This is a genomic window from Georgenia thermotolerans, from assembly GCF_009193185.1.
Classification (GTDB): domain Bacteria; phylum Actinomycetota; class Actinomycetes; order Actinomycetales; family Actinomycetaceae; genus Georgenia; species Georgenia thermotolerans.
The window spans coordinates 25,374-48,876 of the sequence record NZ_VUKF01000006.1 but is presented as its reverse complement, the minus strand read 5'-3'; the positions used below and the strand labels follow the sequence as shown (position 1 = coordinate 48,876).

24 protein-coding genes are annotated in these 23,503 nt (G+C 74.4%); 10 read left to right on the top strand and 14 right to left on the bottom strand.

Going from position 1 to position 23,503, the window contains the following annotated elements; translation table 11 throughout:
* Window positions 1-114: 114 nt before the first annotated feature.
* Together pta and GD970_RS04220 are read left to right on the top strand one after the other, a co-directional pair.
* On the top strand, window positions 115-2,211 hold the full coding sequence (gene pta, locus GD970_RS04225; RefSeq protein ID WP_152201181.1) for a phosphate acetyltransferase: 2,097 nt from the start codon (window positions 115-117) through the stop codon (window positions 2,209-2,211).
* Window positions 2,208-3,395, top strand: coding sequence for an acetate/propionate family kinase (locus tag GD970_RS04220; RefSeq protein ID WP_152201178.1), 1,188 nt, complete (start codon window positions 2,208-2,210; stop codon window positions 3,393-3,395). The genes pta and GD970_RS04220 overlap by 4 nt, the downstream gene beginning before the upstream one ends.
* Window positions 3,396-3,617: 222 nt before the next feature.
* Here GD970_RS04220 and GD970_RS04215 read toward each other — a convergent pair whose 3' ends face one another.
* A complete protein-coding gene (locus GD970_RS04215; protein ID WP_226925151.1) occupies window positions 3,618-5,033 on the bottom strand; it encodes a class II fumarate hydratase in 1,416 nt (471 codons plus the stop codon).
* Between the two features lie 148 nt (window positions 5,034-5,181).
* Window positions 5,182-5,448 (bottom strand): HPr family phosphocarrier protein, encoded by a 267-nt coding sequence (locus tag GD970_RS04210; protein ID WP_152201174.1) that lies wholly within the window; start codon window positions 5,446-5,448, stop codon window positions 5,182-5,184.
* Between the two features lie 287 nt (window positions 5,449-5,735).
* Between GD970_RS04210 and GD970_RS04205 the strand changes: the two genes are divergently transcribed.
* Window positions 5,736-5,921 (top strand): hypothetical protein, encoded by a 186-nt coding sequence (locus GD970_RS04205; RefSeq protein WP_152201172.1) that lies wholly within the window; start codon window positions 5,736-5,738, stop codon window positions 5,919-5,921.
* Window positions 5,922-5,955: 34 nt separating this feature from the next.
* On the opposite strand, the gene GD970_RS04200 is transcribed toward GD970_RS04205, so the two are convergent.
* Complete coding sequence (locus GD970_RS04200; protein ID WP_226925161.1) at window positions 5,956-6,309, bottom strand: GNAT family acetyltransferase; 354 nt, start codon at window positions 6,307-6,309, stop codon at window positions 5,956-5,958.
* Here GD970_RS04200 and GD970_RS22035 point away from each other — a divergent pair.
* Window positions 6,200-6,484, top strand: a complete 285-nt coding sequence (locus tag GD970_RS22035) for a hypothetical protein (protein ID WP_226925150.1) — start codon at window positions 6,200-6,202, stop codon at window positions 6,482-6,484. The genes GD970_RS04200 and GD970_RS22035 overlap by 110 nt on opposite strands.
* Here GD970_RS22035 and GD970_RS04195 read toward each other — a convergent pair.
* Together GD970_RS04195 and GD970_RS04190 are read right to left on the bottom strand one after the other, a co-directional pair.
* A complete protein-coding gene (locus GD970_RS04195) occupies window positions 6,469-7,593 on the bottom strand; it encodes a GuaB3 family IMP dehydrogenase-related protein (protein ID WP_152201168.1) in 1,125 nt (374 codons plus the stop codon). The two genes, GD970_RS22035 and GD970_RS04195, sit on opposite strands and share 16 nt — an antisense overlap.
* A 93-nt stretch (window positions 7,594-7,686) precedes the next feature.
* Entirely contained in the window at window positions 7,687-8,400 is a 714-nt protein-coding gene (locus GD970_RS04190) for an NUDIX hydrolase (RefSeq protein WP_193314880.1), read from the bottom strand.
* Between the two features lie 112 nt (window positions 8,401-8,512).
* On the opposite strand from GD970_RS04190, the gene GD970_RS04185 reads away from it, so the two are divergent.
* Complete coding sequence (locus GD970_RS04185) at window positions 8,513-9,250, top strand: exonuclease domain-containing protein (protein ID WP_152201164.1); 738 nt, start codon at window positions 8,513-8,515, stop codon at window positions 9,248-9,250.
* Between the two features lie 57 nt (window positions 9,251-9,307).
* On the opposite strand, the gene guaB is transcribed toward GD970_RS04185, so the two are convergent.
* Together guaB and GD970_RS21485 are read right to left on the bottom strand one after the other, a co-directional pair.
* Window positions 9,308-10,819 carry an IMP dehydrogenase gene (gene guaB / locus GD970_RS04180; protein ID WP_152201161.1) on the bottom strand — a complete coding sequence of 504 codons (1,512 nt, stop codon included), beginning with the start codon at window positions 10,817-10,819 and terminating at the stop codon, window positions 9,308-9,310.
* A gap of 164 nt (window positions 10,820-10,983) precedes the next feature.
* On the bottom strand, window positions 10,984-12,018 hold the full coding sequence (locus GD970_RS21485) for a MerR family transcriptional regulator (protein ID WP_193314879.1): 1,035 nt from the start codon (window positions 12,016-12,018) through the stop codon (window positions 10,984-10,986).
* A 210-nt stretch (window positions 12,019-12,228) separates the two neighbouring features.
* Between GD970_RS21485 and GD970_RS04170 the strand changes: the two genes are divergently transcribed.
* Window positions 12,229-12,519 carry a WhiB family transcriptional regulator gene (locus tag GD970_RS04170; RefSeq protein ID WP_152201158.1) on the top strand — a complete coding sequence of 97 codons (291 nt, stop codon included), beginning with the start codon at window positions 12,229-12,231 and terminating at the stop codon, window positions 12,517-12,519.
* A 501-nt stretch (window positions 12,520-13,020) separates the two neighbouring features.
* Here GD970_RS04170 and groES read toward each other — a convergent pair.
* The 6 genes from groES to GD970_RS04140 form a co-directional block, all read right to left on the bottom strand.
* Window positions 13,021-13,338 carry a co-chaperone GroES gene (gene groES, locus GD970_RS04165; protein ID WP_152201156.1) on the bottom strand — a complete coding sequence of 106 codons (318 nt, stop codon included), beginning with the start codon at window positions 13,336-13,338 and terminating at the stop codon, window positions 13,021-13,023.
* Between the two features lie 186 nt (window positions 13,339-13,524).
* Entirely contained in the window at window positions 13,525-14,292 is a 768-nt protein-coding gene (locus tag GD970_RS04160; RefSeq protein ID WP_152201154.1) for an ABC transporter ATP-binding protein, read from the bottom strand.
* Window positions 14,289-15,134, bottom strand: coding sequence for an ABC transporter ATP-binding protein (locus GD970_RS04155; protein ID WP_152201152.1), 846 nt, complete (start codon window positions 15,132-15,134; stop codon window positions 14,289-14,291). Before GD970_RS04155 ends, GD970_RS04160 begins: the two co-directional genes overlap by 4 nt.
* Window positions 15,131-15,988, bottom strand: coding sequence for an ABC transporter permease (locus GD970_RS04150; RefSeq protein ID WP_152201149.1), 858 nt, complete (start codon window positions 15,986-15,988; stop codon window positions 15,131-15,133). Before GD970_RS04150 ends, GD970_RS04155 begins: the two co-directional genes overlap by 4 nt.
* On the bottom strand, window positions 15,985-16,950 hold the full coding sequence (locus GD970_RS04145; protein ID WP_152201147.1) for an ABC transporter permease: 966 nt from the start codon (window positions 16,948-16,950) through the stop codon (window positions 15,985-15,987). The genes GD970_RS04150 and GD970_RS04145 overlap by 4 nt, the downstream gene beginning before the upstream one ends.
* A 39-nt stretch (window positions 16,951-16,989) precedes the next feature.
* Window positions 16,990-18,495 carry an ABC transporter substrate-binding protein gene (locus GD970_RS04140; protein ID WP_152201145.1) on the bottom strand — a complete coding sequence of 502 codons (1,506 nt, stop codon included), beginning with the start codon at window positions 18,493-18,495 and terminating at the stop codon, window positions 16,990-16,992.
* Between the two features lie 236 nt (window positions 18,496-18,731).
* On the opposite strand from GD970_RS04140, the gene GD970_RS04135 reads away from it, so the two are divergent.
* From GD970_RS04135 to GD970_RS04120, 4 genes are all read left to right on the top strand, one after another.
* The gene (locus GD970_RS04135; protein WP_152201142.1) at window positions 18,732-19,940 is read left to right on the top strand and encodes a class I SAM-dependent methyltransferase; all 1,209 of its coding nucleotides are present in this window, start codon (window positions 18,732-18,734) and stop codon (window positions 19,938-19,940) included.
* A gap of 60 nt (window positions 19,941-20,000) precedes the next feature.
* Window positions 20,001-21,131, top strand: coding sequence for a glutamate--cysteine ligase (locus GD970_RS04130; protein ID WP_152201140.1), 1,131 nt, complete (start codon window positions 20,001-20,003; stop codon window positions 21,129-21,131).
* Between the two features lie 240 nt (window positions 21,132-21,371).
* Window positions 21,372-21,740 (top strand): PadR family transcriptional regulator, encoded by a 369-nt coding sequence (locus GD970_RS04125; protein ID WP_226925149.1) that lies wholly within the window; start codon window positions 21,372-21,374, stop codon window positions 21,738-21,740.
* Window positions 21,737-22,279 (top strand): HAAS signaling domain-containing protein, encoded by a 543-nt coding sequence (locus GD970_RS04120; protein ID WP_152201135.1) that lies wholly within the window; start codon window positions 21,737-21,739, stop codon window positions 22,277-22,279. Before GD970_RS04125 ends, GD970_RS04120 begins: the two co-directional genes overlap by 4 nt.
* Before the next feature lie 82 nt (window positions 22,280-22,361).
* Here GD970_RS04120 and tsaD read toward each other — a convergent pair whose 3' ends face one another.
* Window positions 22,362-23,405 (bottom strand): tRNA (adenosine(37)-N6)-threonylcarbamoyltransferase complex transferase subunit TsaD, encoded by a 1,044-nt coding sequence (gene tsaD, locus GD970_RS04115; protein WP_152201132.1) that lies wholly within the window; start codon window positions 23,403-23,405, stop codon window positions 22,362-22,364.
* Window positions 23,406-23,503: the final 98 nt, after the last annotated feature.

The window sequence follows — 23,503 nt, the reverse complement described above, 5'->3', positions numbered from 1 at the left end:
GGGCCTTCGGTCCCACCGGCCCCCGCCCGGCGTCGGAGAGCATCCGACACGGCCGCCTGAGTCCGCCCCCGCGCGGGCCGGGCGGCCTCCGATCGACAGGGAGGGACCAGCGCAGTGGCGCGGAGCATCTACATCGCCTCGCCGGAGGGCTACACCGGCAAGTCCACCGTGGCGCTGGGCCTGGTGGACCTGTTCGTGCGCCGGGTGGAGAAGGTCGGCGTGTTCCGGCCGGTGACCCGGAAGGACGAGCGGGACACCGTCGTCGACCTGCTCCTCGGCCACGGCGGCCTCAACGTCAGCTACGAGGACGCGCTGGGCGTGACCTACGAGGACGTCCACGCCGACCCCGACGCCGCCCTGAGCCGGATCATCGAGCGCTTCCGCACCGTCGAGCGGGACAACGAGGTCGTCATCGTCGTCGGCTCGGACTACACCGACGTGGCCGGGCCGGCCGAGCTCGCCTTCAACGCCCGGGTGGCCGCGAACCTCGGCGCCCCGGTCCTCCTCGTCGTCAGCGCCCTGGACCGCACGCCCGCCGAGGTCGCCGCCGTCGCCGACCTGGCCATCGACGAGATCGCCCACGACCACGCCACCACGGTGGGCGTGCTCGCCAACCGGTGCGCCCCCGACCAGCTCCAGGCCGTGCGCGAGGCGCTGGGCGAGCGCGGCCGGCCGGCGTGGGCGCTGCCGGAGGTGCCGCTGCTGTCCGCGCCGGTGGTGCGCGACCTCATGCGGGCCCTGGACGGCGAGCTCATCCTCGGCGACGACGCGCTGCTCGACCGCGAGGCCGAGCACATGCTCGTCTCGGGCATGAACACCGAGCACATCCTCGAGCGGCTCAAGGAGGGCATGCTGGCCATCGCCGCCGGCGACCGTCCGGAGGTGCTCATCACCCTCGTCATGGCGCACGCGTCGGGGACCTTCCCCTCCCTCTCCGGGATCGTGCTCAACGGCGGCTACCGGCCCTCGCCCCAGGTGACGAAGATGGTCGAGGGCCTGGGCCAGCGCCTGCCGGTCATCTCCACCGACCACGACACCTACGAGTCGGCCCGCATCGTGGCCTCCACCCGCGGGGTGGTCTCGCGCGGCACCCAGCGCAAGCGGGACCTCGCGCTGGGCAACTTCGAGCAGCACGTCGACGCCGAGGCGCTCCTGCACACCCTCGACGTCCCGCGCAGCGAGGTGATCACCCCGCTGATGTTCGAGTCGGCCCTGCTCGAGCGGGCGCGGGCGGACCGCAAGCGCATCGTCCTGCCCGAGGGCGAGGACGACCGCATCCTGCGCGCCGCGTCCACGCTGCTCTCCCGCCAGGTGGCGGACCTGACGATCCTCGGGGACCCGGCGCGCATCCGCTCCCGCGCGGCCGGGCTCGGCCTCAACCTCGAGGGGGCGCAGCTCGTCGACCCGGCCACCTCCGAGCTGCTCGAGCCGTTCGCCGAGTCGTACGCCCACCTGCGCGCCCACAAGGGCATGACCATCGACCGGGCCCGCGAGATCGTGCGCGACGTGTCCTACTTCGGCACCCTCATGGTCCAGTCCGGCCAGGCCGACGGGATGGTCTCCGGCGCCGCGCACACCACCGCGCACACCATCAAGCCGTCCTTCGAGATCATCCGGACCAAGCCGGGCACGGCGATCGTGTCCTCGGTGTTCCTCATGTGCCTGGCCGACCGGGTGCTCGTCTACGGCGACTGCGCCGTCAACCCCGACCCCACCGCCGAGCAGCTGGCGGACATCGCGATCGAGTCGGCCGCCACCGCCGCCCAGTTCGACGTCGAGCCGCGGGTGGCGATGCTGTCCTACTCCACCGGCGAGTCCGGCGCGGGGGCCGACGTCGAGAAGGTCCGCACCGCCACCCGCCTCGTCCGCGAGCGCCGCCCCGACCTCTTCGTCGAGGGCCCCATCCAGTACGACGCCGCCGTGGACGCCTCGGTGGCCAAGACCAAGCTGCCCGACTCCGACGTCGCCGGGCGCGCGACGGTCTTCGTCTTCCCCGACCTCAACACCGGCAACAACACCTACAAGGCGGTCCAGCGCTCCGCCGGCGCCGTGGCCATCGGGCCCGTGCTCCAGGGCCTGAACAAGCCCGTCAACGACCTCTCGCGTGGGGCGCTGGTGCAGGACATCGTCAACACGGTCGCCATCACGGCGGTCCAGGCCCAGGCGGCCGCGGCCGAGCCCGTCCCCGCCAGCAAGGAGATCCACGCATGAGCGCCAGCCGCACCGTCCTCGTCATCAACTCGGGGTCCTCGTCCATCAAGTACCAGCTGGTCGACCCCGACGCGGGCACCGCGCTGGCCTCGGGGCTCGTCGAGCGCATCGGGGAGAGCGCGGGGCACATCGAGCACCGCAACGACGGCGAGGTCACCGAGCGGCACGACCGGGTGCTCGACCACGGCGACGGCCTGCGTCAGGTGCTCGAGCTGTTCCAGGAGGTCGGCCCGGATCTGGCCGAGGCGGGCATCGTCGCCGTCGGCCACCGGGTGGTCCAGGGCGGGCGGCGGTTCGCCGGGCCGGCGCTGGTCGACGACGACGTCGTCGCCACCATCGAGCGGCTCTCGCCCCTGGCCCCGCTGCACAACCCGGCGAACCTGCGCGGCATCCAGGTGGGGCGGATGCTGCTGCCCGACGTGCCGCACGTCGTCGTCTTCGACACCGCCTTCTTCCAGGGCCTGCCCGACGACGCCGCCACCTACGCGCTGGACCGCGAGGTGGCCGAGAGGTACTCGGTGCGCCGCTACGGCGCCCACGGCACCTCCCACCAGTACGTCTCGGCGAAGGTGAGCGAGCTGCTCGGCCGCGACGACCTGCGCCAGATCGTCCTGCACCTGGGCAACGGCGCCTCCGCCTCCGCCGTGGTCGGCGGGCGGGCGGTGGACACCTCCATGGGCCTGACCCCGCTCGAGGGGCTGGTCATGGGCACCCGCACCGGCGACATCGACCCGGCCACGGTGTTCCACCTGGCCCGCAACGCGGGGATGAGCGTCGACGAGATCGACGACCTGTTCAACAAGCGCTCCGGCCTGAAGGGCCTGACCGGGGAGAACGACCTGCGCCAGGTCCACCGCCTCATCGAGGAGGGCGACGCCGCCGCCAAGCTCGGCCTGGACGTCTACACCCACCGGCTGCGCAAGTACGTCGGCGCCTACGCCGCGGTCATGGGCGGGCTGGACGCGCTGGCCTTCACCGCCGGGGTCGGGGAGAACGACGACGTCGTGCGCGCCGGGGCGGTGGCCGGGCTCGGCTTCCTCGGCATCGAGCTCGACCCGGAGAAGAACGCCCAGCGCTCAAAGGAGCCGCGGGTCATCTCCGCGGACGGCTCGCGGGTGACCGTGCTCGTGGTGCCCACCAACGAGGAGCTGGCGATCGCCCGCCAGGCGATGTCGCTGCTCTGACCCCCGCTCGGTGAGATGTCATCTTCGCACCGAGACGTCGTCTGGGCGCGCGGGACGCCACGACGCGCGCACGACCTCGCGATGACAGGACGACGGCGCCCCCTCCCCGGGGGGCGCCGTCGCTGCGTCTCACTCACCGAGCCCCGCTCCCCCGCCGACTCGCGCCGTTCTTGACGTCTCGCGCCGTTCTTGACGTCTCGCGGGCGGGCGGGGGCGCCGGGGTCAGTGCTGGCCGGTCATGCTCCGCACGTCGAGCGCGGCGTCGAGCTGCTCGGGGGTGATCTCCCCGCGCTCGACGTAGCCGAGGTCCTCCACCGCCGCGCGCACGGTGATGCCCTGCTTGACCGAGTGCTTGGCGATCTTGGCGGCCGCCTCGTAACCGATGATCCGGTTCAGCGGGGTGACGATCGACGGGGAGGACTCGGCCAGCTCCAGGCACCGCTCCACGTTCGCCACGAGCCCGTCCACCGTCTTGGTGGCCAGCACCCGGGAGACGTTGCCGACGAGGGTGATGGACTCCAGCAGGTTGCGGGCCATGACCGGCAGCATCACCAGCAGGTCGAAGTTGCCCTGGGCGCCGGCGAACGCGATGGCCGCGTCGTTGCCGATCACCTGGGCCGCGACCATGACGGTCGCCTCGGGCACCACCGGGTTGACCTTCCCGGGCATGATCGAGGACCCGGGCTGCAGGTCCGGCAGCGCCAGCTCGCCGAGCCCGGTGCGCGGGCCGGAGCCCATCCACCGCAGGTCGTTGGCGATCTTCGTCAGCGACACCGCGATGGTGCGCAGCGCCCCGGAGGTCTCCACCAGGGAGTCCTGCGCCGCCTGGGCCTCGAAGTGGTTCTTCGCCTCCACCAGGGGCAGCCCGGTGTTCTCGGCGATCAGCTCGATGACCCGCTGCGAGAAGCCCTGCGGGGTGTTGATGCCGGTCCCGACGGCGGTGCCGCCCAGCGGCAGCTCGGCCAGGCGCGGCAGGGTCGCGTTGACCCGGTCGATGCCGTAGCGGATCTGGGCGGCGTACCCGGAGAACTCCTGGCCCAGGGTGATGGGCGTGGCGTCCATGAGGTGGGTGCGGCCGGACTTGACGACGTCCGCGAACTCCTCGGCCTTGCGCTCGAGCGAGGCGGCGAGCACCTCCAGCCCCGGCAGCAGCTCCTCCTCCACGGCCTGCATGGCGGCGATGTGGATCGAGGACGGGAAGACGTCGTTGGAGGACTGGGAGGCGTTGACGTGGTCGTTGGGGTGCACGGGCCGGCCCAGCCGCGCGCTGGCCAGGTTGGCCACGACCTCGTTGGTGTTCATGTTGGACGAGGTGCCCGAGCCGGTCTGGAAGACGTCGATCGGGAAGTGGTCGTCGTGCCTGCCGGCGATGACCTCCTCGGCCGCGGCGGCGATCGCCTGGGCCACGTCCTCGGGCAGGACGCCGAGCTCGGCGTTGGCCAGCGCGGCGGCACGCTTGACCTGGCCGAGGGCCGAGATGTGGTGCGAGGACAGGCCACGGCCGGAGATCGGGAAGTTCTCGACGGCCCGCTGGGTCTGGGCCGAGTAGAGGGCGTCCTTGGGGACCCGGACCTCGCCCATGGTGTCGTGCTCGATCCGGTACTCCTGCGCGACTTCGCCCGTCTGCTGCTGCGTCACTGCTGCTCCATGTCTCGAGGTCGACGGCGCACCGCGGCGCCGCTGTCTGTGCCCACCCATCCTCGCACCACCGCGGTGAGGGGCGTCACGCGGGCCCGCCGGGCGGACGCGACCCTCGGGCGTCAGGCGCCCGCCCTCGGCCCCGGCGTCAGGCGTCCAGGTCGGTGGTGAGCAGGTCGACGAGGCGGTCGAGCACCTCCTCGGCGCCCTCGCCCTCGGCGGTGAGGGTCACCTCGTCGCCGTGGTCGGCGCCCAGCGTCATGACGCCGAGGATGCTCGTGGCGTCGACCGGCTCGCCCGCCCCCTTCGCGATGGTCACCGGCACGCCGGAGTCGGCGACGGCCTTGACGAAGACGGCGGCGGGACGGGCGTGGAGCCCCACCTTGGAGGCGACGACGGCGCTGCGCTGAGCCATGACGGTCCTTCCCTCAGTTGCGGACGTTGACGCGAGGATACGCCTCGCACCTGCGTGAACACCGTTGGCCGGACCGATCGGCGCGGGGGCGCCGGCCACCCGGCCGACCGGTAGGCCTTCCCCCTCTTTCGAGGGGCGTACAGGCGAGGGGCGCGCTACCGTGGACCAACTTCCGCGTCTCTCCGGCGCCTTCGCGCTTCCCCCTGGCGCCTGCCGGCAGGCAGGTCCCACATCGCCGACATCCCTCCCAGGTCAGCTCGCGTATCTCTCCGTGAAGGAGCCGACCCGTGTCAGACGACGACCGCACCCTGGACATCCTGCGCAGCCTCATCCACGCGCGCCCGCCCGAGCCGCGGCGCGTGTGCTCCGCCAACCGCCGAGACAAGTGGGGGCGCCGGGTCGCCGAGTGCTCCTTCCAGCCGGGGCACGAGAACGACCACCGCGACGTCCACGTCGGCCGGACCTGGAAGTAGCGCCCGAGGCCTCGGCCCCCGGCCCCCGGCACGCTCAGCCGGCCGCCGGCTCGAGCCAGCGGCCCAGCACCAGGCAGTCCTGCACGGCGTAGCCGTGCCCGGCGTAGAACCCGGACACCGGGTTGCCGGTGCGGACCATGAGCTGGACCTTCCGTGCGCCGTGGGCGCCCAGCCATGCCTCCGCCGCGCGCAGCAAGGCCGAGCCGAGCCCGCGGCCCTGCTCGCCGGGCTGGACGCCGAGGTAGTACACCCACCCCCGGTGCCCGTCGACGCCGGCCATGACCGTCCCGACCACGACGCCGGCGCGCCGGGCGACCAGGACCGTCGACGTCGCCCCCGCGCGGGCCTGGTCCAGGTCGGCGCGCGGGTCGTTCCACGGGCGGGTCAGCCCGCAGGCGTGCCACAGGCCGACGACCGCGCCGGCCTCGTCGCTCGTGCGCCTCGCCGATCTCGACGTCGTCCCCCAGCCCCGCGGCCGTGCCGCCGAGCTCCTCGTCGGCCGCCGAGGTGACGTCGGCGCCGTCGGCCGGCGCCGGGCCGGCGCCCATCAGTACGGCGAGTAGGGCGAGACGACGACCTCGACCCGCTGGAACTCCTTGACGTCGGAGTAGCCGGTGGTGGCCATGGTGCGGCGCAGCGCGCCGATGAGGTTGAGCGTGCCGTCGGCGGTGCGGGAGGGTCCGTGGAGGATCTCCGCCAGCGTGCCGACCGTGCCGACCCGGACGCGCTCGCCGCGCGGCAGCTCGGGGTGGTGCGCCTCGGAGCCCCAGTGCCAGCCGCGGCCGGGCGCCTCGCTGGCGCGGGCCAGCGCCGCGCCGAGCATGACGGCGTCGGCGCCGCACGCGACCGCCTTGACCAGGTCGCCGGAGCGGCCGACGCCGCCGTCGGCGATGACGTGGACGTAGCGGCCGCCGGACTCGTCCATGTAGTCGCGGCGGGCGGCGGCGACGTCGGCGACGGCGGAGGCCATCGGGGCGTGGATGCCCAGCGAGCGGCGGGTGGTGTGCGCGGCGCCGCCGCCGAAGCCGACCAGCACCCCGGCGGCGCCGGTGCGCATCAGGTGCAGCGCGGCGGTGTAGGTGGCGGCCCCGCCGACGATGACGGGCACGTCGAGCTCGTAGATGAAGCGCTTGAGGTTCAGCGGCTCGGCCTGGGAGGAGACGTGCTCGGCGGAGACGGTGGTGCCGCGGATGACGAACAGGTCGACGCCGGCCTCGACCACGGTGCGCCAGTGCTCCTGGGTGCGCTGCGGGGACAGGCTGCCGGCCACCGTCACGCCGGCGGCGCGGATCTCGCCGAGGCGGTCGCGCACGAGCTCGGGCTTGACCGGCTCGGAGTAGATCTCCTGCATGCGGGCGGTGGCCCGCTCGGCGGGCAGCTCGACGATCTCGTCGTACAGGGGCGCGGGGTCGTCGTAGCGGGTCCACAGGCCCTCGAGGTCGAGCACGCCGATGCCGCCGAGGCGGCCGAGCTCGATGGCCGTGGCCGGGCTCATCACCGAGTCCATCGGGGCGGCGAGGACGGGCATGTCGACGTGGAAGGCGTCGATCTGCCAGCTCACCGAGACGTCCTCGGGGTCGCGGGTGCGACGCGACGGGACGACGGCGACGTCGTCGAAGCTGTAGGCGCGGCGCGCGCGCTTTCCCCGGCCGATCTCGATCTCGTTGCTCACCCTTCGAGGCTACCGTCCTCGGCCGGAACCCCGCCGGGGAGGCCCAGGAGGCGGTCCTGCGAGGCGGGACCGGCGCGGGCCGCGGCCGCCCGGTCAGTCGTCCTGCGCCGTCACCAGGCCGCGGGCGTCGTAGCGCACCTGCACCTCCCGGCTCGTGTCCCACGGCCGGGTCCAGCCCAGCTCGGTGAAGACGTGGTCGAGGAGGTTGCCGGTGAACCCCCAGATCCAGCCGGCCGGGCTGCGGAAGCCCGCGCTGCGGAAGGGCCGTCCGGGCACGGTCACCGCGGCCCGGGCGGCCGGGTCGAGCAGGGCGTCCACGGAGGCGCGGATCGTGTGCAGCACCTCCCCCGCGGCCACCTTGGTGGCCAGGTGCGCCCGGGGGGTCCAGCCGAGCACCGGGGTGACGACGTAGCGGCTGACCGGGACCAGCACCGGGGGCAGCTGGCCGAGGACCTCGACGTGCTCGGGGGCCAGGCCGATCTCCTCGTGCGTCTCGCGCAGCGCGCCGGCGACGACGTCGGCGTCGGCCTCCTCGACGCGCCCCCCGGGCAGGGCGATCTGCCCGGGGTGGTGGCGCAGCCGGGGCGAGCGCTGGACGAGGAAGACGTCGGCGCCCACCGGCCCGGGGCGGCCGGCCGGGGCGAGCAGGAGCAGCACCGCGGCGGGGCGGAAGGTCCCGGCGACCGCCGGGTCGTACGCGTGGGGCCCGCCGAGCGGGCGGAACGCCCCGGCGGCCGCGCGGGCCCCCAGCGCGGCGAGGGCGGTGCGCGCGCCGTCCGGGGCGGGGGCGGGGGCGACGGCGTTCACGCCCCTCAGGGTAGGCGGGCGGGTGGTCAGCGCCACGTCGGGGCGCGCCCGGGCGCCTCCCGGGCGATGTGGGTGGCGGCTGGCACAGTGCGGGGCAGAGAAGGAGGCCGCCATGAGCAGCTGGTCGGCAGGACCGTTCCTCGGGTTCGACACCGAGACCACCGGCGTGGACGTCACCACGGACCGGATCGTCACCGCCGCCCTGGTGCACCGCGACGCGTACGCCACGACGGTGCGGACGTGGATCATCGACCCGGGCGTGGAGATCCCCGGGCCGGCCACCGCCATCCACGGCATCACCACGGAGCGGGCCCGGGCGGTCGGGGCGGCGCCGGCCCAGGCGCTGGAGGAGATCGCCGCGCTCGTCGTCGAGGCCCAGCTCGAGGGGGTGCCGGTGGTGGCGTTCAACGCCGCGTTCGACCTGGCCCTGCTCGACCACGAGCTCGCCCGGCACGGGCTGGCGACGCTCGGGGAGCGGCTGGGCGGGGAGTGCGTGCCGGTCCTCGACCCCCTCGTGCTCGACCGGGCGCTGGACCGGGAGCGGCCCGGCGCGCGCCGGCTGGTGGACCTGTGCGCCGTCTACGGCGTGGCCGAGCCGGGGCACCTGCACACGGCCGAGGTCGACGTCGTCGCCACCCTCGACCTGCTGGCCCGGATGGCCGTGCGCTACCCCGACCTCGCCGCCGCCCCGCTGAGCGAGGTGCACGCGTGGCAGGTGGCCCAGCACCGCCGGTGGGCGGAGGACTTCAACGCCTGGCGCCGCGAGCAGGGGCACGCCGGGCCCGGGATGGGCCTGGGCTGGCCCATGCCGCTGGCCGAGGACCTCGCCGCGCTGCAGGCGCCGGCCTGAGCGGCTGAGCGGGCGGCGCGTCGCGCCGCCCGCTCAGCCGCTCAGCCGCTCAGCCGCTCAGCCGCGACCGGCGTAGTTCGGCGCCTCGACGGTCATCATGATGTCGTGCGGGTGGGACTCCTTCAGGCCCGCCGGCGTGATGCGCACGAACCGCCCGCGCTCCTGCAGCTCGGGGATGGTGCGCGCGCCGACGTAGAACATCGACTGGTGCAGCCCGCCGACGAGCTGGTAGGCGACGGCGGACAGCGGGCCGCGGTAGGGCACCTGGCCCTCGATGCCCTCGGGGACGATCTTGTCGTCGGTGTCGACGTCGGCCTGGAAGTACCGGTCCTTGGAGTAGGAGACGCGCCCGCGCGAGGCCATGGCGCCGAGCGAGCCCATGCCGCGGTAGTGCTTGAACTGCTTGCCGTTGACGAAGACCAGCTCGCCCGGGGACTCCTCGCAGCCGGCCAGCAGGGAGCCGAGCATGACGGTGTCCGCCCCGGCGACCAGGGCCTTGGCGATGTCGCCGGAGTACTGCAGGCCGCCGTCGGCAATGACCGGGACGCCGGCGGGCTTGCACGCCTGGGCGGCGAGGTGGACGGCGGTGACCTGGGGCACGCCGACGCCGGCGACCACGCGGGTGGTGCAGATCGAGCCCGGGCCGACGCCGACCTTGACGGCGTCGACACCGGCGTCGACGAGGGCCTGGGCGCCCTCGCGGGTGGCGACGTTGCCGCCGATGATCTGCACGTGCGCGAAGGCCGGGTCGCGCTTCATCTTGGCGATCATGTCGAGCAGGAGCCGGGCCTCGCCGTTGGCGGTGTCGGCGACGAGGACGTCCGCGCCCGCCTCGGCGAGCGCCGTCGCCCGCTCCCAGGCGTCGCCCCAGTAGCCGATGGCTGCGCCGACCATGAGGCGGCCCTCGGCGTCCTTGGTGGCGTCGGGGTACTGCTCGGACTTGACGAAGTCCTTGACGGTGATGAGGCCGCGCAGCTTGCCGGCCTCGTCGACCAGCGGCAGCTTCTCGACCTTGTGCTTGGCGAGCAGCGCGGCGGCGTCCGCGGAGCTGATGCCCACCGGGCCGGTCACCAGCGGCATGGGCGTCATGGACTGGCGCACCGTGCGGCTGCCGAACTCCGCCGGGGAGATGAACCGCAGGTCGCGGTTGGTGATGATGCCGAGGAGCACGCCCTCGTCGTCCACGACCGGCAGGCCGGAGACGCGGTAGCGCGCGCACAGCGCGTCGAGCTCGGCGAGGGTCGCGTCCGGGCCGACCGTGACCGGGTCGGTGACCATGCCGGACTCGGACCGCTTGACCACGGTGACCTGCTGGGCCTGGTCCGCGATGGAGAGGTTGCGGTGGAGGATGCCGATGCCGCCCTGGCGGGCCATGGCGATGGCCATGCGCGCCTCGGTGACGGTGTCCATCGCGGCCGAGATCAGCGGAACCCGCAGGCTGATCCCGCGGGTGAGCCGTGAGGTGGTGCTCACCTCGGACGGGATCACGTCCGTGGCGCCCGGCAGGAGCAGGACGTCGTCGTAGGTGAGGCCGACGAGGGCGAACGGGTCATGGGGCGTCTCGGTCATTTTCCGATAGTACGTGCGCCCCCGGAGGTGGTGTCAGTGGCGTCCGCCACCCCCGCCGCGGCCTGCGGGTTCGCGCCGCGCACCGGCGCTCACTGCTGTCCGCTTCGCGATGCCTGCAGGTTCGCGCTGCCTACAGGGGCGGGCCGCCTACCGGTTCTCGCCGCCTACCGGTTCTCCTCGACGAGGTTGGCGATCTCCTCGACGGCGGCGGGGGCGGTGCGCACCCGGCGCACGCGCGGCAGCCACAGGTCCGGGGCGTCGGCGCCGAGAAGGAACACCTCAACGCCGCCGTCGTCGGAGGCGCCCCGCACGAGCGACTCGGTGCCGGCGGGGTTGCCCACCATGGCCAGCACCCGCGCCCCGCGCTCCTTGAGCAGGCGCAGCGCCTGCTCGCTGTCCTCGAGGTTCTCGGCGCGGATGACCCGGGCCCGCACCCCCCGCTCGGCGAGCCCGCCGCCGATGACGTGGGCCTGCAGCCGCAGCTCCCCGGCGGCGCACAACAGCACCGCGGCGCCGCCGGCGGCGGGACCGCCCGGGCGCAGCGCGCGCACGGCCCCCTCCCGGGCCCGCTCCGCGCTCGCCGCGGCCTCGCGCACCTGCGCGAGGACGGCGGCGGAGATCACCCCCTCGGGGTCCACGCCGGGCCGGTCGGTGCGCTCGCGCTGGGCGAGCATGCCCAGCGCCGGGCGGGCCAGGCCGGTCCAGGCCTTGACGAGGCCGGAGTCGCGGACCTCCTGAGCGAGCATGCGGTGCACGCGCGGCTCGTCGGGCTCCATGGCCGCCGCGGCGAGGGAGAGGGGGTCGACGAGCAGGCGTTCGTGGTGGAGGCGCTCGCCCGCCTCCGCCGTCGCGAGCGAGGGTGCCCACCCCTGGCCGCCGGCCTGCCCCGCCTCGTCGGCGTTCAGCGCGGCGCGCGCGGCGTCCGAGGGTGCCACGCCCTGGAGCGTGAGGTGGCGCATCCGCTCGAGCCGGGCGACGTCGGCCGGGGTGTACCGCCGGTGACTGCCGGCCTCGTGGGAGGACGGGCCCAGGCCGTAGCGCCGGTCCCAGGTGCGCAGGGTCGAGGCCGCCACGCCCAGCCGGGCGGCGACGGCGGCCACGGTCAGCGGCGCGCCGGTCTCCCGGCGGGCCGCCGCACGCCGCGGGGCCGGGTCCCGGCCGGGAGAGCCAGAACCGGACTCACGCGCGGAGGCTGCCATGCCGGTCACCGCACTCCCCTCGTCGCCATGGATCGATCTTGGCGCGGTTGACCCATCGTTGCCAGTTCACCACGCCGGGTGCGGACGAGAACTGCCCGAATGACCAACTTGCGCGAGGGTCTTGAACAAGTTGTGCATCGGTTGCTACGTTGCTCCACAGCAGCGGCGGTCATCGCCGCTCGGGACACGGAACGGATGGAAGGAACAGAGATGGCAGAGCTCTCCAGGCTTCCCGGACCGGTGATGGATCTGTGGGAATGGCAGTACCAGGGGGCGTGCCGCGAGGCCGACCCCAACCTCTTCTTCCACCCGGAGGGGGAGCGTGGCGGCACGCGTCGCCGTCGTGACGAGGCGGCCAAGGCCATCTGCGCCACCTGCCCGGTCATCCAGCAGTGCCGCGAGCACGCACTGAAGGTCCGCGAGCCCTACGGCGTGTGGGGCGGGCTGAGCGAGGACGACCGGCAGGCCATCCTGTCGCGCCCGCTGCGCCGCGCCTCCTGAGCGCGCGCTGCGCCCGCGCCTCCTGAGCGCAAGCCGCGCCGCGCCTCCTGAGCCTGGCGAGCCAGCCAATCTCCTGCGGCCCCGGACGACCGATGTCCGGGGCCGCGGTGTGTCCGGCCGCGGCGCACCCGGCGACGGCACCCGTCGCACGGCGACGGAGCGGGTGCACGCGGTGCCATCACCCGGACGGGCCGGGCCGAGCACCTCACTCGATCATCTCCCACCCCTGGCCGAAAACGTGGTACGGAATAGCCAGACGACGTCTTCAGCCAAGGGATTGCCGCCCACGGGCCGGACCGTCCGAGCCACCTCGCGGCAGCCGGACCGACCGCGGACGCCAGCGGGACCGCCTGCAGCGCGCCCGCAGCAGTCGGACGGGCGCCCCCGGGAGCCGGCCAGACGAAGGCCGGACTCCCCCACGGCCGGGCCGAGCCCTCCCCGCCAACGACGAAGCCCCGGACCTCGAGAGGTCCGGGGCTTCGCGCGTCAGCTAGAAGTGAGTCACTTCTCGACGACCGCGAGGATGTCGCGCGCGGAGAGGATGAGGTACTCCTCGCCCGCGTACTTGACCTCGGTGCCGCCGTACTTGCTGTAGATGACGACGTCGCCCACGGCGACGTCGACCGGGACGCGGTTGCCGTTGTCGTCGACACGACCCGGGCCCACCGCGATCACGGTGCCCTCCTGGGGCTTCTCCTTGGCGGTGTCCGGGATGACCAGACCGGACGCCGTGGTCTGCTCGGCCTCGAGGGTCTGCACGACGATACGGTCCTCGAGCGGCTTGATGGAGACCGACACTGGCGGACCTCCCCTTCGCATGAGTGATGGGACAGTTCAAGGGTTCGCGCCCCGTCTTCTCCACGCCCGCCGTCGCGGGGGTCGAGCGTCGAGGATCCGGTGCGCCGCCGCGGCCCCGGAAGGCCGCGTCTGGATTCAATCTAGGGCCGGGATTAGCACTCGGTCAAGGCGAGTGCCAACGAGTGTCGCTCCTGCTGGCGCGCCTGCTCACCGCTGCGGGGGAAGTCGCGGGACGGCCGCGACCAGCCGCCGCGTGTACGGCGCGGCCGGCTCCTCCAGCACCCGGCGCGTGGCACCCTCCTCGACCACCCGCCCGTCCTTGAGCACGACGACGCGCTCGCACAGGGCCGCGACCGCGCTGAGGTCGTGCGAGACCATCACCACGGTGAGCCCGCGCTCGCGCTGGAGCCGGTCGAACAGGGCCATGATGCCCAGGCGGGTGCCCACGTCCAGGGCGCTGACGGGCTCGTCGGCGAGCAGCACCGCCGGCTCGGTGACGAGCGCGCGGGCGATGGCGATGCGCTGGCGCTGCCCGCCGGAGAACTCGTGCGGGTAGCGGCGGGCGGCGTCCGCGTCCAGGTCCACCGCCGCGAGGGCCTCGGCCACCGCGGCGCGGCGGTCGCCCCGGCGCAGGCCCAGGGAGACCAGCGGCTCGGCGACGGTGCGGTCCACCCGCTGGCGCGGGTCGAGAGAGGAGTAGGGGTCCTGGAAGACCACCTGGACCTGGCGGCGGAAGGCCCGCATCTGCCGGCGGTCCCGGGGGTCGAGGGGGACGCCGTCGAAGCTCACCCGGCCGGCGGCGGGCCGCGCCAGGCCGAGCAGGAGCGAGAGCGCCGTGGTCTTGCCGGACCCGGACTCCCCCACCAGGCCCACGCTGTGGTGGCGCCGGACGGCGAGGGAGACGTCGGCGAGGGCGTCCGTGGCGGCCCCGCGGTAGCGGAAGCGCACGGCCTCGAGGGCGAGCAGCGCGCTCATCGGTCACCGCCCGCCCGCGCCGGGGCCGGCGTGCCCGCGCCCGCCGCGCCGAGCGCGGCGTCGAGGCGGCGCGCGCCGTCGAGCAGCGTGCGGGTGTACGGGTGCCGCGGCGCGCCGAGGACGTCGGCGAGGGGGCCCTCCTCGACGATCGTGCCCGCGCGCATGACCGCCACCCGCTCGGCGACCTCGGCGACGACGGCGAGGTCGTGGGTGACGAAGATCAGGGCCATCCCCCGCTCCTGCACCACCCGGCGCAGCAGCTGGAGGATCTCCGCCTGCACGGTGACGTCGAGGGCGGTGGTGGGCTCGTCGGCGACGAGCAGGGCCGGGTCGCACGCCAGCGCCATGGCCAGGGCCACCCGCTGGCGCTGGCCGCCGGAGAGCTGGTGGGGGAAGGACCGGGCCAGCCGGTCCGGCTCGGGCAGGGCCACCTCGCGCATGAGCGCGTGCACCCCGGCGCGCAGCGCGGCCCCGCGCAGGCCCCCGTGGCGCCGCAGCGGCTCGGCGATCTGCCGGCCGACGCGCATGAGCGGGTCCAGCGCGCTCAGCGGCTCCTGGAAGACGAGGGCCACCGCCGAGCCGCGCAGCCGGTTGAGCGCGGCCTCGGGCGCCCCGACCACCTCCGTGCCGCCCAGCAGCACCGAGCCCTCCGCGCGCAGCCCGGGCGCGAGCAGCCCGGCGACCGCGAGCGCGGTGAGGGTCTTGCCGGACCCGGACTCACCGATCAGGCCCAACCGCTCCCCCGGCGCGACCGTGAACGAGACGTCGTCGACGAGCCGGCGGGGATGCTCGTCGGCGCCGGCGAGCACGCGCAGCCCGCGCACCGTCAGGACGTCGCTCATCTGCTCCTCCGGGTGGGGTCGAACCGCTCGCGCAACCCGTCGGCCAGGAAGTTCGCGCCGAGCACGATGACCATGACGACCAGGCCGGGCGCCAGGGCGCCCCACGGGGCGGTCGCCACGGTGCCCTGGGCCTCCTGGAGGAGGCGCCCGAGCGAGGCGTTCGGCGGCGGCACGCCGAGGCCGAGGTAGGACAGGCTGGCCTCCGCCAGCACGGCGACGCCGAAGAGCACCGCGACGTTGACCACGAGGCTGGGCCAGATGTTGGGCAGCACGTGGCGCACGACGATGCCCGCGGTGCCCGTGCCGGAGGTGCGGGCGGCCACGACGTACTGCTGGGCCAGCACCCGGCTGGTGAGGATGCGCGCGTACCGCGCCGCGATCGCGGACGCGCCCAGGCCGATGGCCAGGACCACGCTCCAGGTGCTCGCGCCCTGCGCCGCGACCACGAGCATCGCCAGCAGCAGGGTGGGGAAGGCGATGAGGACGTCGAGGGCGGAGGAGACGACGTCGTCGAGCCACGCCGGGGTGAACGCGGCCGCCACGCCCACCGTCACCCCGACGGCGAGCGCCACGGCGGTCGCGCCGAGGCCCACGCCCAGCGCGATCCGGGTGCCGACGATCGTCTGGCTGAGCAGGTCCCGGCCGAGCTTGTCGGTGCCCAGCCAGTGCGCCGCGCTGGGCGCCTCGAGCCGGCCGCCGGAGGTGTCGGCGAGGTCGTAGGGCAGCCAGACCAGCGAGAGCAGGGCCACCGCGGCGACCGTGGCCAGCAGCACGGCGCCGACGACGAGCGTCACCGGCCGCCGGCGGGCCGCCCGCCGCGGCGGGGCGGGGGCCAGCTCGAGATCGGCGCTCACGCGGCCCTCCCGGCGGTCCGCGCCCGCAGGCGGGGGTCGAGGAGGCGCTGGACGACGTCGGCCACGAACCCGATGGCCAGCACGAGCAGGGTGGTCACCAGGAGGACGCCCTGGATGCTGGGGTAGTCGTGCTGGGCGATGGCTCGCACGAGCATGCTGCCGAGGCCGGGCAGGGAGAAGACGCTCTCGACGACGACGGCGCCCAGGAGCGTCGAGGCCAGCTCGACCCCGAGGATGGAGACCACCGGCACCGCGGCGTTGCGCAGCCCGTGGCGCACGAAGGCGCCGGGCAGGCTGCTGCCGAGCGAGCGTGCCGTGCGCAGGTAGTCGCTGCCGAGCACGTCGAGGGCGGCCGAGCGCACGTACCGGGCCAGCGAGGCGGTCATGACGAGGACGATCGTGGCCACCGGCAGCGTCAGGGCGCGCAGCGCCTCGCCCGGCCGGGCCCAGTCGTCGCGGGGGAAGCCGCCGGAGGGCAGCAGCCCGAGGGACAGCGCGAAGACCCACACCAGCACCATGCCCAGCCAGAACACCGGGACCGCGATGCCGAGCTGGGCGAAGCCGGACAGCGCCACGCCGTACCAGCGGTCGGCGCCGTGGGCGGCGAGGAAGCCGACGACGCAGGCGAGCACCGCGGCGAGGACGAACGCGATCAGCGTCAGCGGGACGGTGACGGCGAGGCGGGCGAGGATCTCCGGCAGCACGGGGGCGCCGCTGACGAAGGAGGTGCCCAGGTCCCCGGCGAGGACCTGGCCCACCCAGCCGGCGAGCTGGGCGGGCACCGGCTCGTCGGCGCCGACCTGGGCGCGGGCCGCCGCGACCTGCTCGGCGGTGGCGTTGACGGAGAGCAGCGCGTTGGCCGGGTCGCCCGGCAGCAGCCGCAGCAGCACGAAGATGACGACCGTCGCGACGACGAGGGACAGCAACAGGAACGCCACGCGGCGCGCGAGGTACCGCGCCATGGGCCCCCTTCCGAGAGCGGCGGACGGCCGGCGCCGTCGTCAGCCCTTGGTGATGTCGTACGCGAAGAACTGCGAGTTCAGCCCGTTCACCGGGTACCCGGAGACCTCGCTCGAGGCGACGACGATCTGCGGGTACAGGTACAGCCAGGCGCTGGCCGCGTCCTTGGCGATCTGCTGGTTGACCAGCTTGAGCTTGGCGGTCTGCTCCTCGACGGTGGGGGCCTGCTCGGCCTCCTTCACCCAGGCGGTGACGTCGGGGTTGTCGTAGCCCCAGTAGAAGTCGGGGTTGCCGTACCAGACGACGTCGCGGTCGTTGACGTGCTCCTGGAGCGTGGCCTCGAAGTCCCGCTCCTGGAAGACCTTCGTGTACCACTCGTCCGCCGAGATGGGGTTGATCTCCACGGTGATGCCGACCTTCGCCAGCTCCCCGGCGACGAACTCGGCGACGGCCGGGTGCGGGTCGTAGGTGGGGGCGTCCAGGGTGAAGGTGAACCCGTCCGGGTGACCGGCCTCGGCGAGCAGGCGCTTGGACAGCTCCGGGTCGTAGGGGTTCTCGCCGGTGAGGTCCTCGTACCACGGGTCGGTGGGCGGGACCATGGAGCCGATGAGGGTGCCGTACTCGCCCCAGATGGCGCTGAGCAGCTTCTCCCGGTCGATCGCGGAGTACACCGCCTTGCGCACCTCGACGCTGTCGAAGGGGGCGACGCGGTCGTTGAAGGCCAGCAGCTCCTTGGTGGTCGAGGTGCCCTCGGCGATCGTGTAGTCGGGGGTGTCCTCGAACTGCGCCAGGGCGTCCGGGCTCTGCACGGAGGTGAGCAGGTCCACCTCGCCGGTGAGCAGGGCGTTGCTCTGCGCGCTGGCGTCGGTGAAGTAGTGGAAGACGACCTTGGCGTTGGCGGCGGGCTCGCCCCAGTACCCGTCCCAGCGGGTCAGCGTCAGCGTGCTGCCCCGCTTCCAGTCGTCGAGGGTGTACGGCCCGGTGCCGTCCTCGGCGTTCTTGAGGTCGCTCGCGTCGGCGTTGACCACCCAGATGTAGGACAGGTTGTACGGGAAGGAGATCGACGGCGCCTCGAGGGTGAACACGACGGTGTGCTCGTCCGGGGTCTCGATGCCGGCGATGGTGTCGAAGGAGGACTTGCGCGCGGACTGGGAGGACTCGGCGGTGACCCGCTCGACGCTGCTCTTGACGTCGGCGGAGGTGAGCGCCTTGCCGGAGTGGAAGGTCACGTCGTCGCGCAGCGTGACGGTGTAGGTGAGGCCGTCCTCGCTGACCGTGTAGTCCCGGGCGAGGAGGTTCTCCACCTCACCGTCGTCGGTCAGCCGGAACAGGCCCTCGTACACGTTTCCAGTCAGGGCCTCGGTGACGCCCTGACCGCCGCCGTCGACGTTGCTGAGGTTCTGCGGCTCGTAGAGGGAGCCGATCTCGACGACGGCGCCCGCCGGGTCCGGCGCCGCCTCCTGCGCCCCGCCCCCGCCGCCGCAGGCGGCGAGCAGGGCGGCCGAGGCCACCACGGCGATGCTCGCGAGGGCGTGACGTCTTCTCATGGGGTTCTCCTCGTGCTGCAGGGGCGCGGGGGTCTACCGCGCCGGCGCAGCGAACCTAACCCCGCACCCCACGCGCACCGGCCAGCGGCTGACCGAAAATCCCGGCCCGTGAGACGCCGCCGTCGGCGCCGTGTCGTCCTCACGCCGCCGCCGCGCGCCACCCGCCGGGGCATCGCGCCCGGGCACCGCGCCGGTCCCCGCGCCGGTCCCCGCGCCACCGGTGGCAGGATCGAGCGGTGGACCCCGCCTCCCTCACCAAGCTGCTCAGCCCCGCGGGCCAGGAGCTGCTGGGCCAGCTCCCGCCCTACTCCGAGCGCGAGGTGCTGCAGGTCTCGGAGCGGCTGCGCGCCAGCGGCGTCGACGCCGACCTGGTCGCCGCCGCGCTGACCCAGTCGCGGCTGCGGGCCCGCGCCCGGGCGAAGTTCGGCGACCGCGCGCAGACCATGGTCTTCACCCCGGACGGCCTGGAGCAGGCCACCCGGCACGTCGTCGCCCTCCACCACGCTCGCCGCTACGCCGAGGCCGGCAGTCACCTGGTGGCCGACCTCGGCTGCGGTCTCGGCGGCGACGCGCTGGCGCTGTCCGAGCTCGCGGTGCCCGTCCTCGCCGTCGAGGCGGACCCGACGACGGCGGCCCTCGCCGCGGCGAACCTGCGCCCCTACCCCACCGCGGCGGTGCGCCACGGCGACGCGCTGGCCCTCGACCTGGCGGCCGAGGGCGTCGACGCCGTCTTCGCCGACCCCGCCCGGCGCGCCGGCGGCCGCCGGGTGTTCGACCCGGCCGCCTACGCCCCGCCCCTGGACGCGGTGCTCGCGCTGCGCGCGCGGGTCCCCGCCCTGGGCGTCAAGGTCGCGCCCGGCGTGCCCTACGCCGCGCTCCCGGCCGACGCGCACGCCCGCTGGGTCAGCGTGGACGGCGACGTCGTCGAGGCCGGGCTGTGGTTCGGCGCCGTGGCGCCCGAGGGCCCGGGCCGCTCCGCCCTCGTCCTCGCCGGCGAGCGCGCCGACGTGCTGACCGAGCGGGACGACGCGGGGGCGCGCGCGCCGGACGCGCCCGCCCGGGCCGGCGAGGTCCGCCCGCCCGGAGCGTTCCTCTACGAGCCCGACGGCGCCGTCATCCGCGCCGGCCTGGTCGCCCGGGTGGGCGAGCTGCTGGGCGCCGGGCTGCTCAGCGAGGGGATCGCCTACCTCACCGGCGACTCCCTGGTGGAATCCCCGTTCGCGACCGCCTACCGGGTCCTGGACCACTTCCCGTTCGCGCTCAAGCCGCTGCGGTCCTACCTGCGCGCCCGCGACGTCGGGGCGCTGACGATCAAGAAGCGGGGCACCGCCGTCGAGCCCGAGCAGCTGCGCCGCCAGCTCGCCCTCAAGGGCGGTCGCCCCGCCACCATCGTGCTCACCCGTATCGCCGGCCGGCACAGCGTCCTCGTGGTCGAGCCGGTCTGAGGGTCGCCGGCGCCGGGGCCGGGCGGGCGCCGGGGCCCGGGCAGACGGCACACTGACCCCGTGAGCCTGTCCTTCGCCACCTCCCCGCGCTCGTCCGTCGGCATCGAGTGGGAGCTCCAGCTTGTCGACGCCGACTCCGGCGACCTGCGCCAGGCCGCGACGTCCGTCCTGGACGGCGTCGCCGGCCCGGACGGGCGCCCGCACCCGCACGTCCACCCCGAGCTGCTCCTCAACACCGTGGAGGTGGTCTCCGGCGTCAACCGCACCGTCGGCGGCGCGGGCGCCGACCTGGCCCGCGCCATCGAGGACCTGCGGCCGGTCACCGAGGCGCTGCGCATCGAGCTGGCCAGCGCCGGGACGCACCCCTTCGCGAGCCCGGCCTACCAGCGCGTGACGGACAAGGAGCGCTACGCCACCCTCATCGACCGCACCCGCTGGTGGGGCCGGCAGATGCTGCTGTACGGGGTGCACGTGCACGTCGGCATCGAGGACCGGGCGAAGGTGCTGCCCATCATCGGCGCCCTGCTCACCCGGTTCGCGCACCTGCAGTCCCTCGCCGCCTCCTCCCCGTTCTGGGGCGGGGAGGACACCGGGTACGCGTCGAACCGGGCGATGATGTTCCAGCAGCTGCCCACCGCCGGGGTGCCGTACCAGTTCACCCGGTGGGGCGACCTCGAGGCCTACGTCGAGGACATGACCCGCACCGGCGTCATCGACACCTTCAGCGAGCTGCGCTGGGACATCCGCCCCGCCCCGGCGCTGGGCACGATCGAGGTGCGCGTGTGCGACGCCGCGACGAACCTCCAGGAGGTCCTCGCCATCTCGGCGCTCACCCACTGCCTGGTGGAGCACTACTCCGAGCGGCTCGACGCCGGCGAGACGCTGCCGACCGTCCCGCCGTGGTTCGTCGCGGAGAACAAGTGGCGCTCGGCCCGCTACGGCATGGACGCGATCCTCATCCTCGACGACGCCGGCGAGGAGGAGCTGGTCACCGACACGGTGACGCGGATGCTCGACGAGCTCGCTCCCGTGGCCGAGCGGCTGGGATGCGTCGCCGAGCTCGGCGACGTCCGGCGCATCCTCGACGACGGCGCCTCCTACCAGCGCCAGCTGCGCGTGGCCGAGCGCGGCGGCCTGGACGGCGTCGTCGCGTCGATGGTCGCCGAGATGCGCGCCGGCCACCCCCTCTGACCGCCAGCGGCGAGACGTCAACTCCGCCACGAGACGTCAAGTTGGTCACGAGGCGTCAACCGCGTCACGAGGCGTCAACTCCGTCACGACGCGTCATTTTCGACACGCGACATCAGCGCCGCCACGAGGCACCGCCTCTGCTGGCGCTTCCCCGTCCTGACCGCGACGGACGGCACAACCTCCACCTCATCATCGCCCGGTACTTGTCATTACCTAGTAGTCGGCAATATGGTCCTGGGCGTGCCCCGTTCACGACCGTCCCCGCCGCGCGACCCCCAGCTACTCAAGGGCGTGCTGCCCATGCTCGTGCTCGCGCTGCTCCGAGAGAGCGACTCCTACGGCTACGAGCTCGTCACGCGCCTGCAGGACCTGGGGCTCGAGGACATCGCCGCCGGGTCCGTCTACCCCGTCCTGACCCGGCTGGAGCGGGACGGGGACGTGGAGTCCTACCTCGTGCAGTCCTCCGCCGGCCCGGCCCGCAAGTACTACCGGCCCACGCCGGCCGGGCTCCAGCACCTTCTGACCCAGCGCCGCGCCTGGCAGGCCCTCACCCACGTCGTCACGCTCGCCCTCACCCCTCCCCCGCACCCCAAGGAGCACCGGTCATGACCGCCCAGTCCACCGTCGCCGTCTCCGTCCCGCGGCCCCCGCTGCGCGACCGCATCCGCCGCGAGGCCTACCTGCTGCGCCTCCAACTCTGGCTGGACACCTATCCGGGCAAACAGCGCCGGGCCCTCGTGGCGCAGCTGCGCGGCGAGCTCGACGCCGCCGCGGCCGCCACCTCGATGGCCGAGGCGATCGACGGGCTCGGCAACCCCCGGACGCTCGCCGGCGAGTACCTCGCCCTGCTCCCCCGCGACCGCCCGCGCTGGCTGGTCGGCGCCACCTGGGCGGCCGGCTGGCTGGTGGTGTGGCTGCTCGCGGTCACGACGTTCACCGCCGCCCTGGTCCAGGTGGCCGACGGCGCAGGGCCGGCCGGGGTGGAGGCGCGGCTGTTCTGGCTCGAGCTCACGGTCGTCGTGACGGACGCCCAGTTCTCGGTGAGCAGCCAGGGCTTCCCCGGCGGCCTGGTCCTCGCCGCCGTGCTGCTCGTCGTCGGCGCCCGCGGCTGGCGGGTGGTCCCGGCGCTGCGGCCGGACCAGCCCTGATCCTCCGCCCGGACGCGGCGCGGGTCGGCACCCTGCCGCCCGGGCTGCCCGACACAGCTCTGCCCGGCGACACGCCGTCAGCTCACACGCGCACGGTCTCCAGCGGCATACCCGAGTCCGTGGGCAGGTCCAGGGACGACGGCGCCGCCCCCTCGCGCACGAGGGCGGAGCCCAGCGCGGCGATCATCGCGCCGTTGTCGGTGCAGTACCGGATGGGCGGGATGCGCACCGTGATGCCGTGCTGCTCCGCCCGCTCCGCCGCCAGCGACCGCAGCCGGGAGTTGGCCGAGAACCCGCCGCCGACGACGAGGGTGTCGCAGCCGTGGTACTGGCAGGCGGCCAGGGCCTTGGCGGTGAGGACATCGGCGACGGACTCGGAGAAGCCGGCGGCGACGTCGGCCGCCGGGACCGGCTCGCCGCGGTCCTCGCAGGCCTCGACGTAGCGGGCCACCGCCGTCTTGAGGCCGGAGAAGGAGAAGTCGTAGGGGTGGCGGACCTTGTCCTTGCCGGTCGACAGGCCCCGGGGGAACCGGATGGCCGTGGGGTCGCCCTGCTGGGAGAGCCGGTCCACGTGCGGGCCGCCGGGGTAGGGCAGGCCCAGCAGGCGCCCGACCTTGTCGAACGCCTCGCCCGCGGCGTCGTCGAGGGTCTGGCCCAGCTCGGTCACGCCGGTGGCGATGTTGTCCACCAGCAGCAGGGAGGTGTGGCCGCCCGAGACGACCAGGGCGATGAACCGGTCGGGGAAGGCGCCGTGGACGAGCTCGTCGACGGCGGCGTGCCCGATGACGTGGTTGACGCCGTACAGCGGCTTGCCGGTGGCCAGGGCCAGCGCCTTGGCGCCGGAGACCCCCACGGTCAGGGACCCGACCAGGCCCGGCCCGGCGGTGACGGCGATGGCGTCGACGTCGGCGAGGTCCACCTCGGCCGCCGCGAGGGCGGCGTCGATGGTGGGCACGAAGGCCTCGAGGTGGGCGCGCGACGCCACCTCGGGGACGATGCCGCCGTAGCGGGCGTGTTCGTCCATGGAGGAGGCGGTGACGTCGGCGAGCAGCTCACGGCCGCGCACGAGCGCCGCGCCAGTCTCGTCACAGGAGGTCTCGATGCCGAGGATGAGGGGTTCGCTCACCGCACCAGGGTACGCGCGGCCATTTGTCGTCCGGAACCGCGGGGCCGACGGCGGCGGCCGCGCCGAGTCGATGGGCCCCGCTCCCGTTCGGGAGCGGG

Excerpts from the sequence above, each read along its gene's own strand:
- GD970_RS04220 (WP_152201178.1), top strand. The coding sequence starts at position 2,208 with ATGAGCGCCAGCCGCACCGTCCTCGTCATCAACTCGGGGTCCTCGTCC.
- GD970_RS21485 (WP_193314879.1), bottom strand. The coding sequence starts at position 12,018 with ATGGCAGCCTCCGCGCGTGAGTCCGGTTCTGGCTCTCCCGGCCGGGAC.
- GD970_RS04140 (WP_152201145.1), bottom strand. The coding sequence starts at position 18,495 with ATGAGAAGACGTCACGCCCTCGCGAGCATCGCCGTGGTGGCCTCGGCC.
- GD970_RS04120 (WP_152201135.1), top strand. The coding sequence starts at position 21,737 with ATGACCGCCCAGTCCACCGTCGCCGTCTCCGTCCCGCGGCCCCCGCTG.
- GD970_RS04155 (WP_152201152.1), bottom strand. The coding sequence starts at position 15,134 with ATGAGCGACGTCCTGACGGTGCGCGGGCTGCGCGTGCTCGCCGGCGCC.
- GD970_RS04160 (WP_152201154.1), bottom strand. The coding sequence starts at position 14,292 with ATGAGCGCGCTGCTCGCCCTCGAGGCCGTGCGCTTCCGCTACCGCGGG.
- groES (WP_152201156.1), bottom strand. The coding sequence starts at position 13,338 with ATGCGAAGGGGAGGTCCGCCAGTGTCGGTCTCCATCAAGCCGCTCGAG.
- GD970_RS22035 (WP_226925150.1), top strand. The coding sequence starts at position 6,200 with ATGACCGTCCCGACCACGACGCCGGCGCGCCGGGCGACCAGGACCGTC.
- guaB (WP_152201161.1), bottom strand. The coding sequence starts at position 10,819 with ATGACCGAGACGCCCCATGACCCGTTCGCCCTCGTCGGCCTCACCTAC.
- GD970_RS04210 (WP_152201174.1), bottom strand. The coding sequence starts at position 5,448 with ATGGCTCAGCGCAGCGCCGTCGTCGCCTCCAAGGTGGGGCTCCACGCC.
- GD970_RS04185 (WP_152201164.1), top strand. The coding sequence starts at position 8,513 with ATGAGCAGCTGGTCGGCAGGACCGTTCCTCGGGTTCGACACCGAGACC.
- GD970_RS04170 (WP_152201158.1), top strand. The coding sequence starts at position 12,229 with ATGGCAGAGCTCTCCAGGCTTCCCGGACCGGTGATGGATCTGTGGGAA.
- GD970_RS04145 (WP_152201147.1), bottom strand. The coding sequence starts at position 16,950 with ATGGCGCGGTACCTCGCGCGCCGCGTGGCGTTCCTGTTGCTGTCCCTC.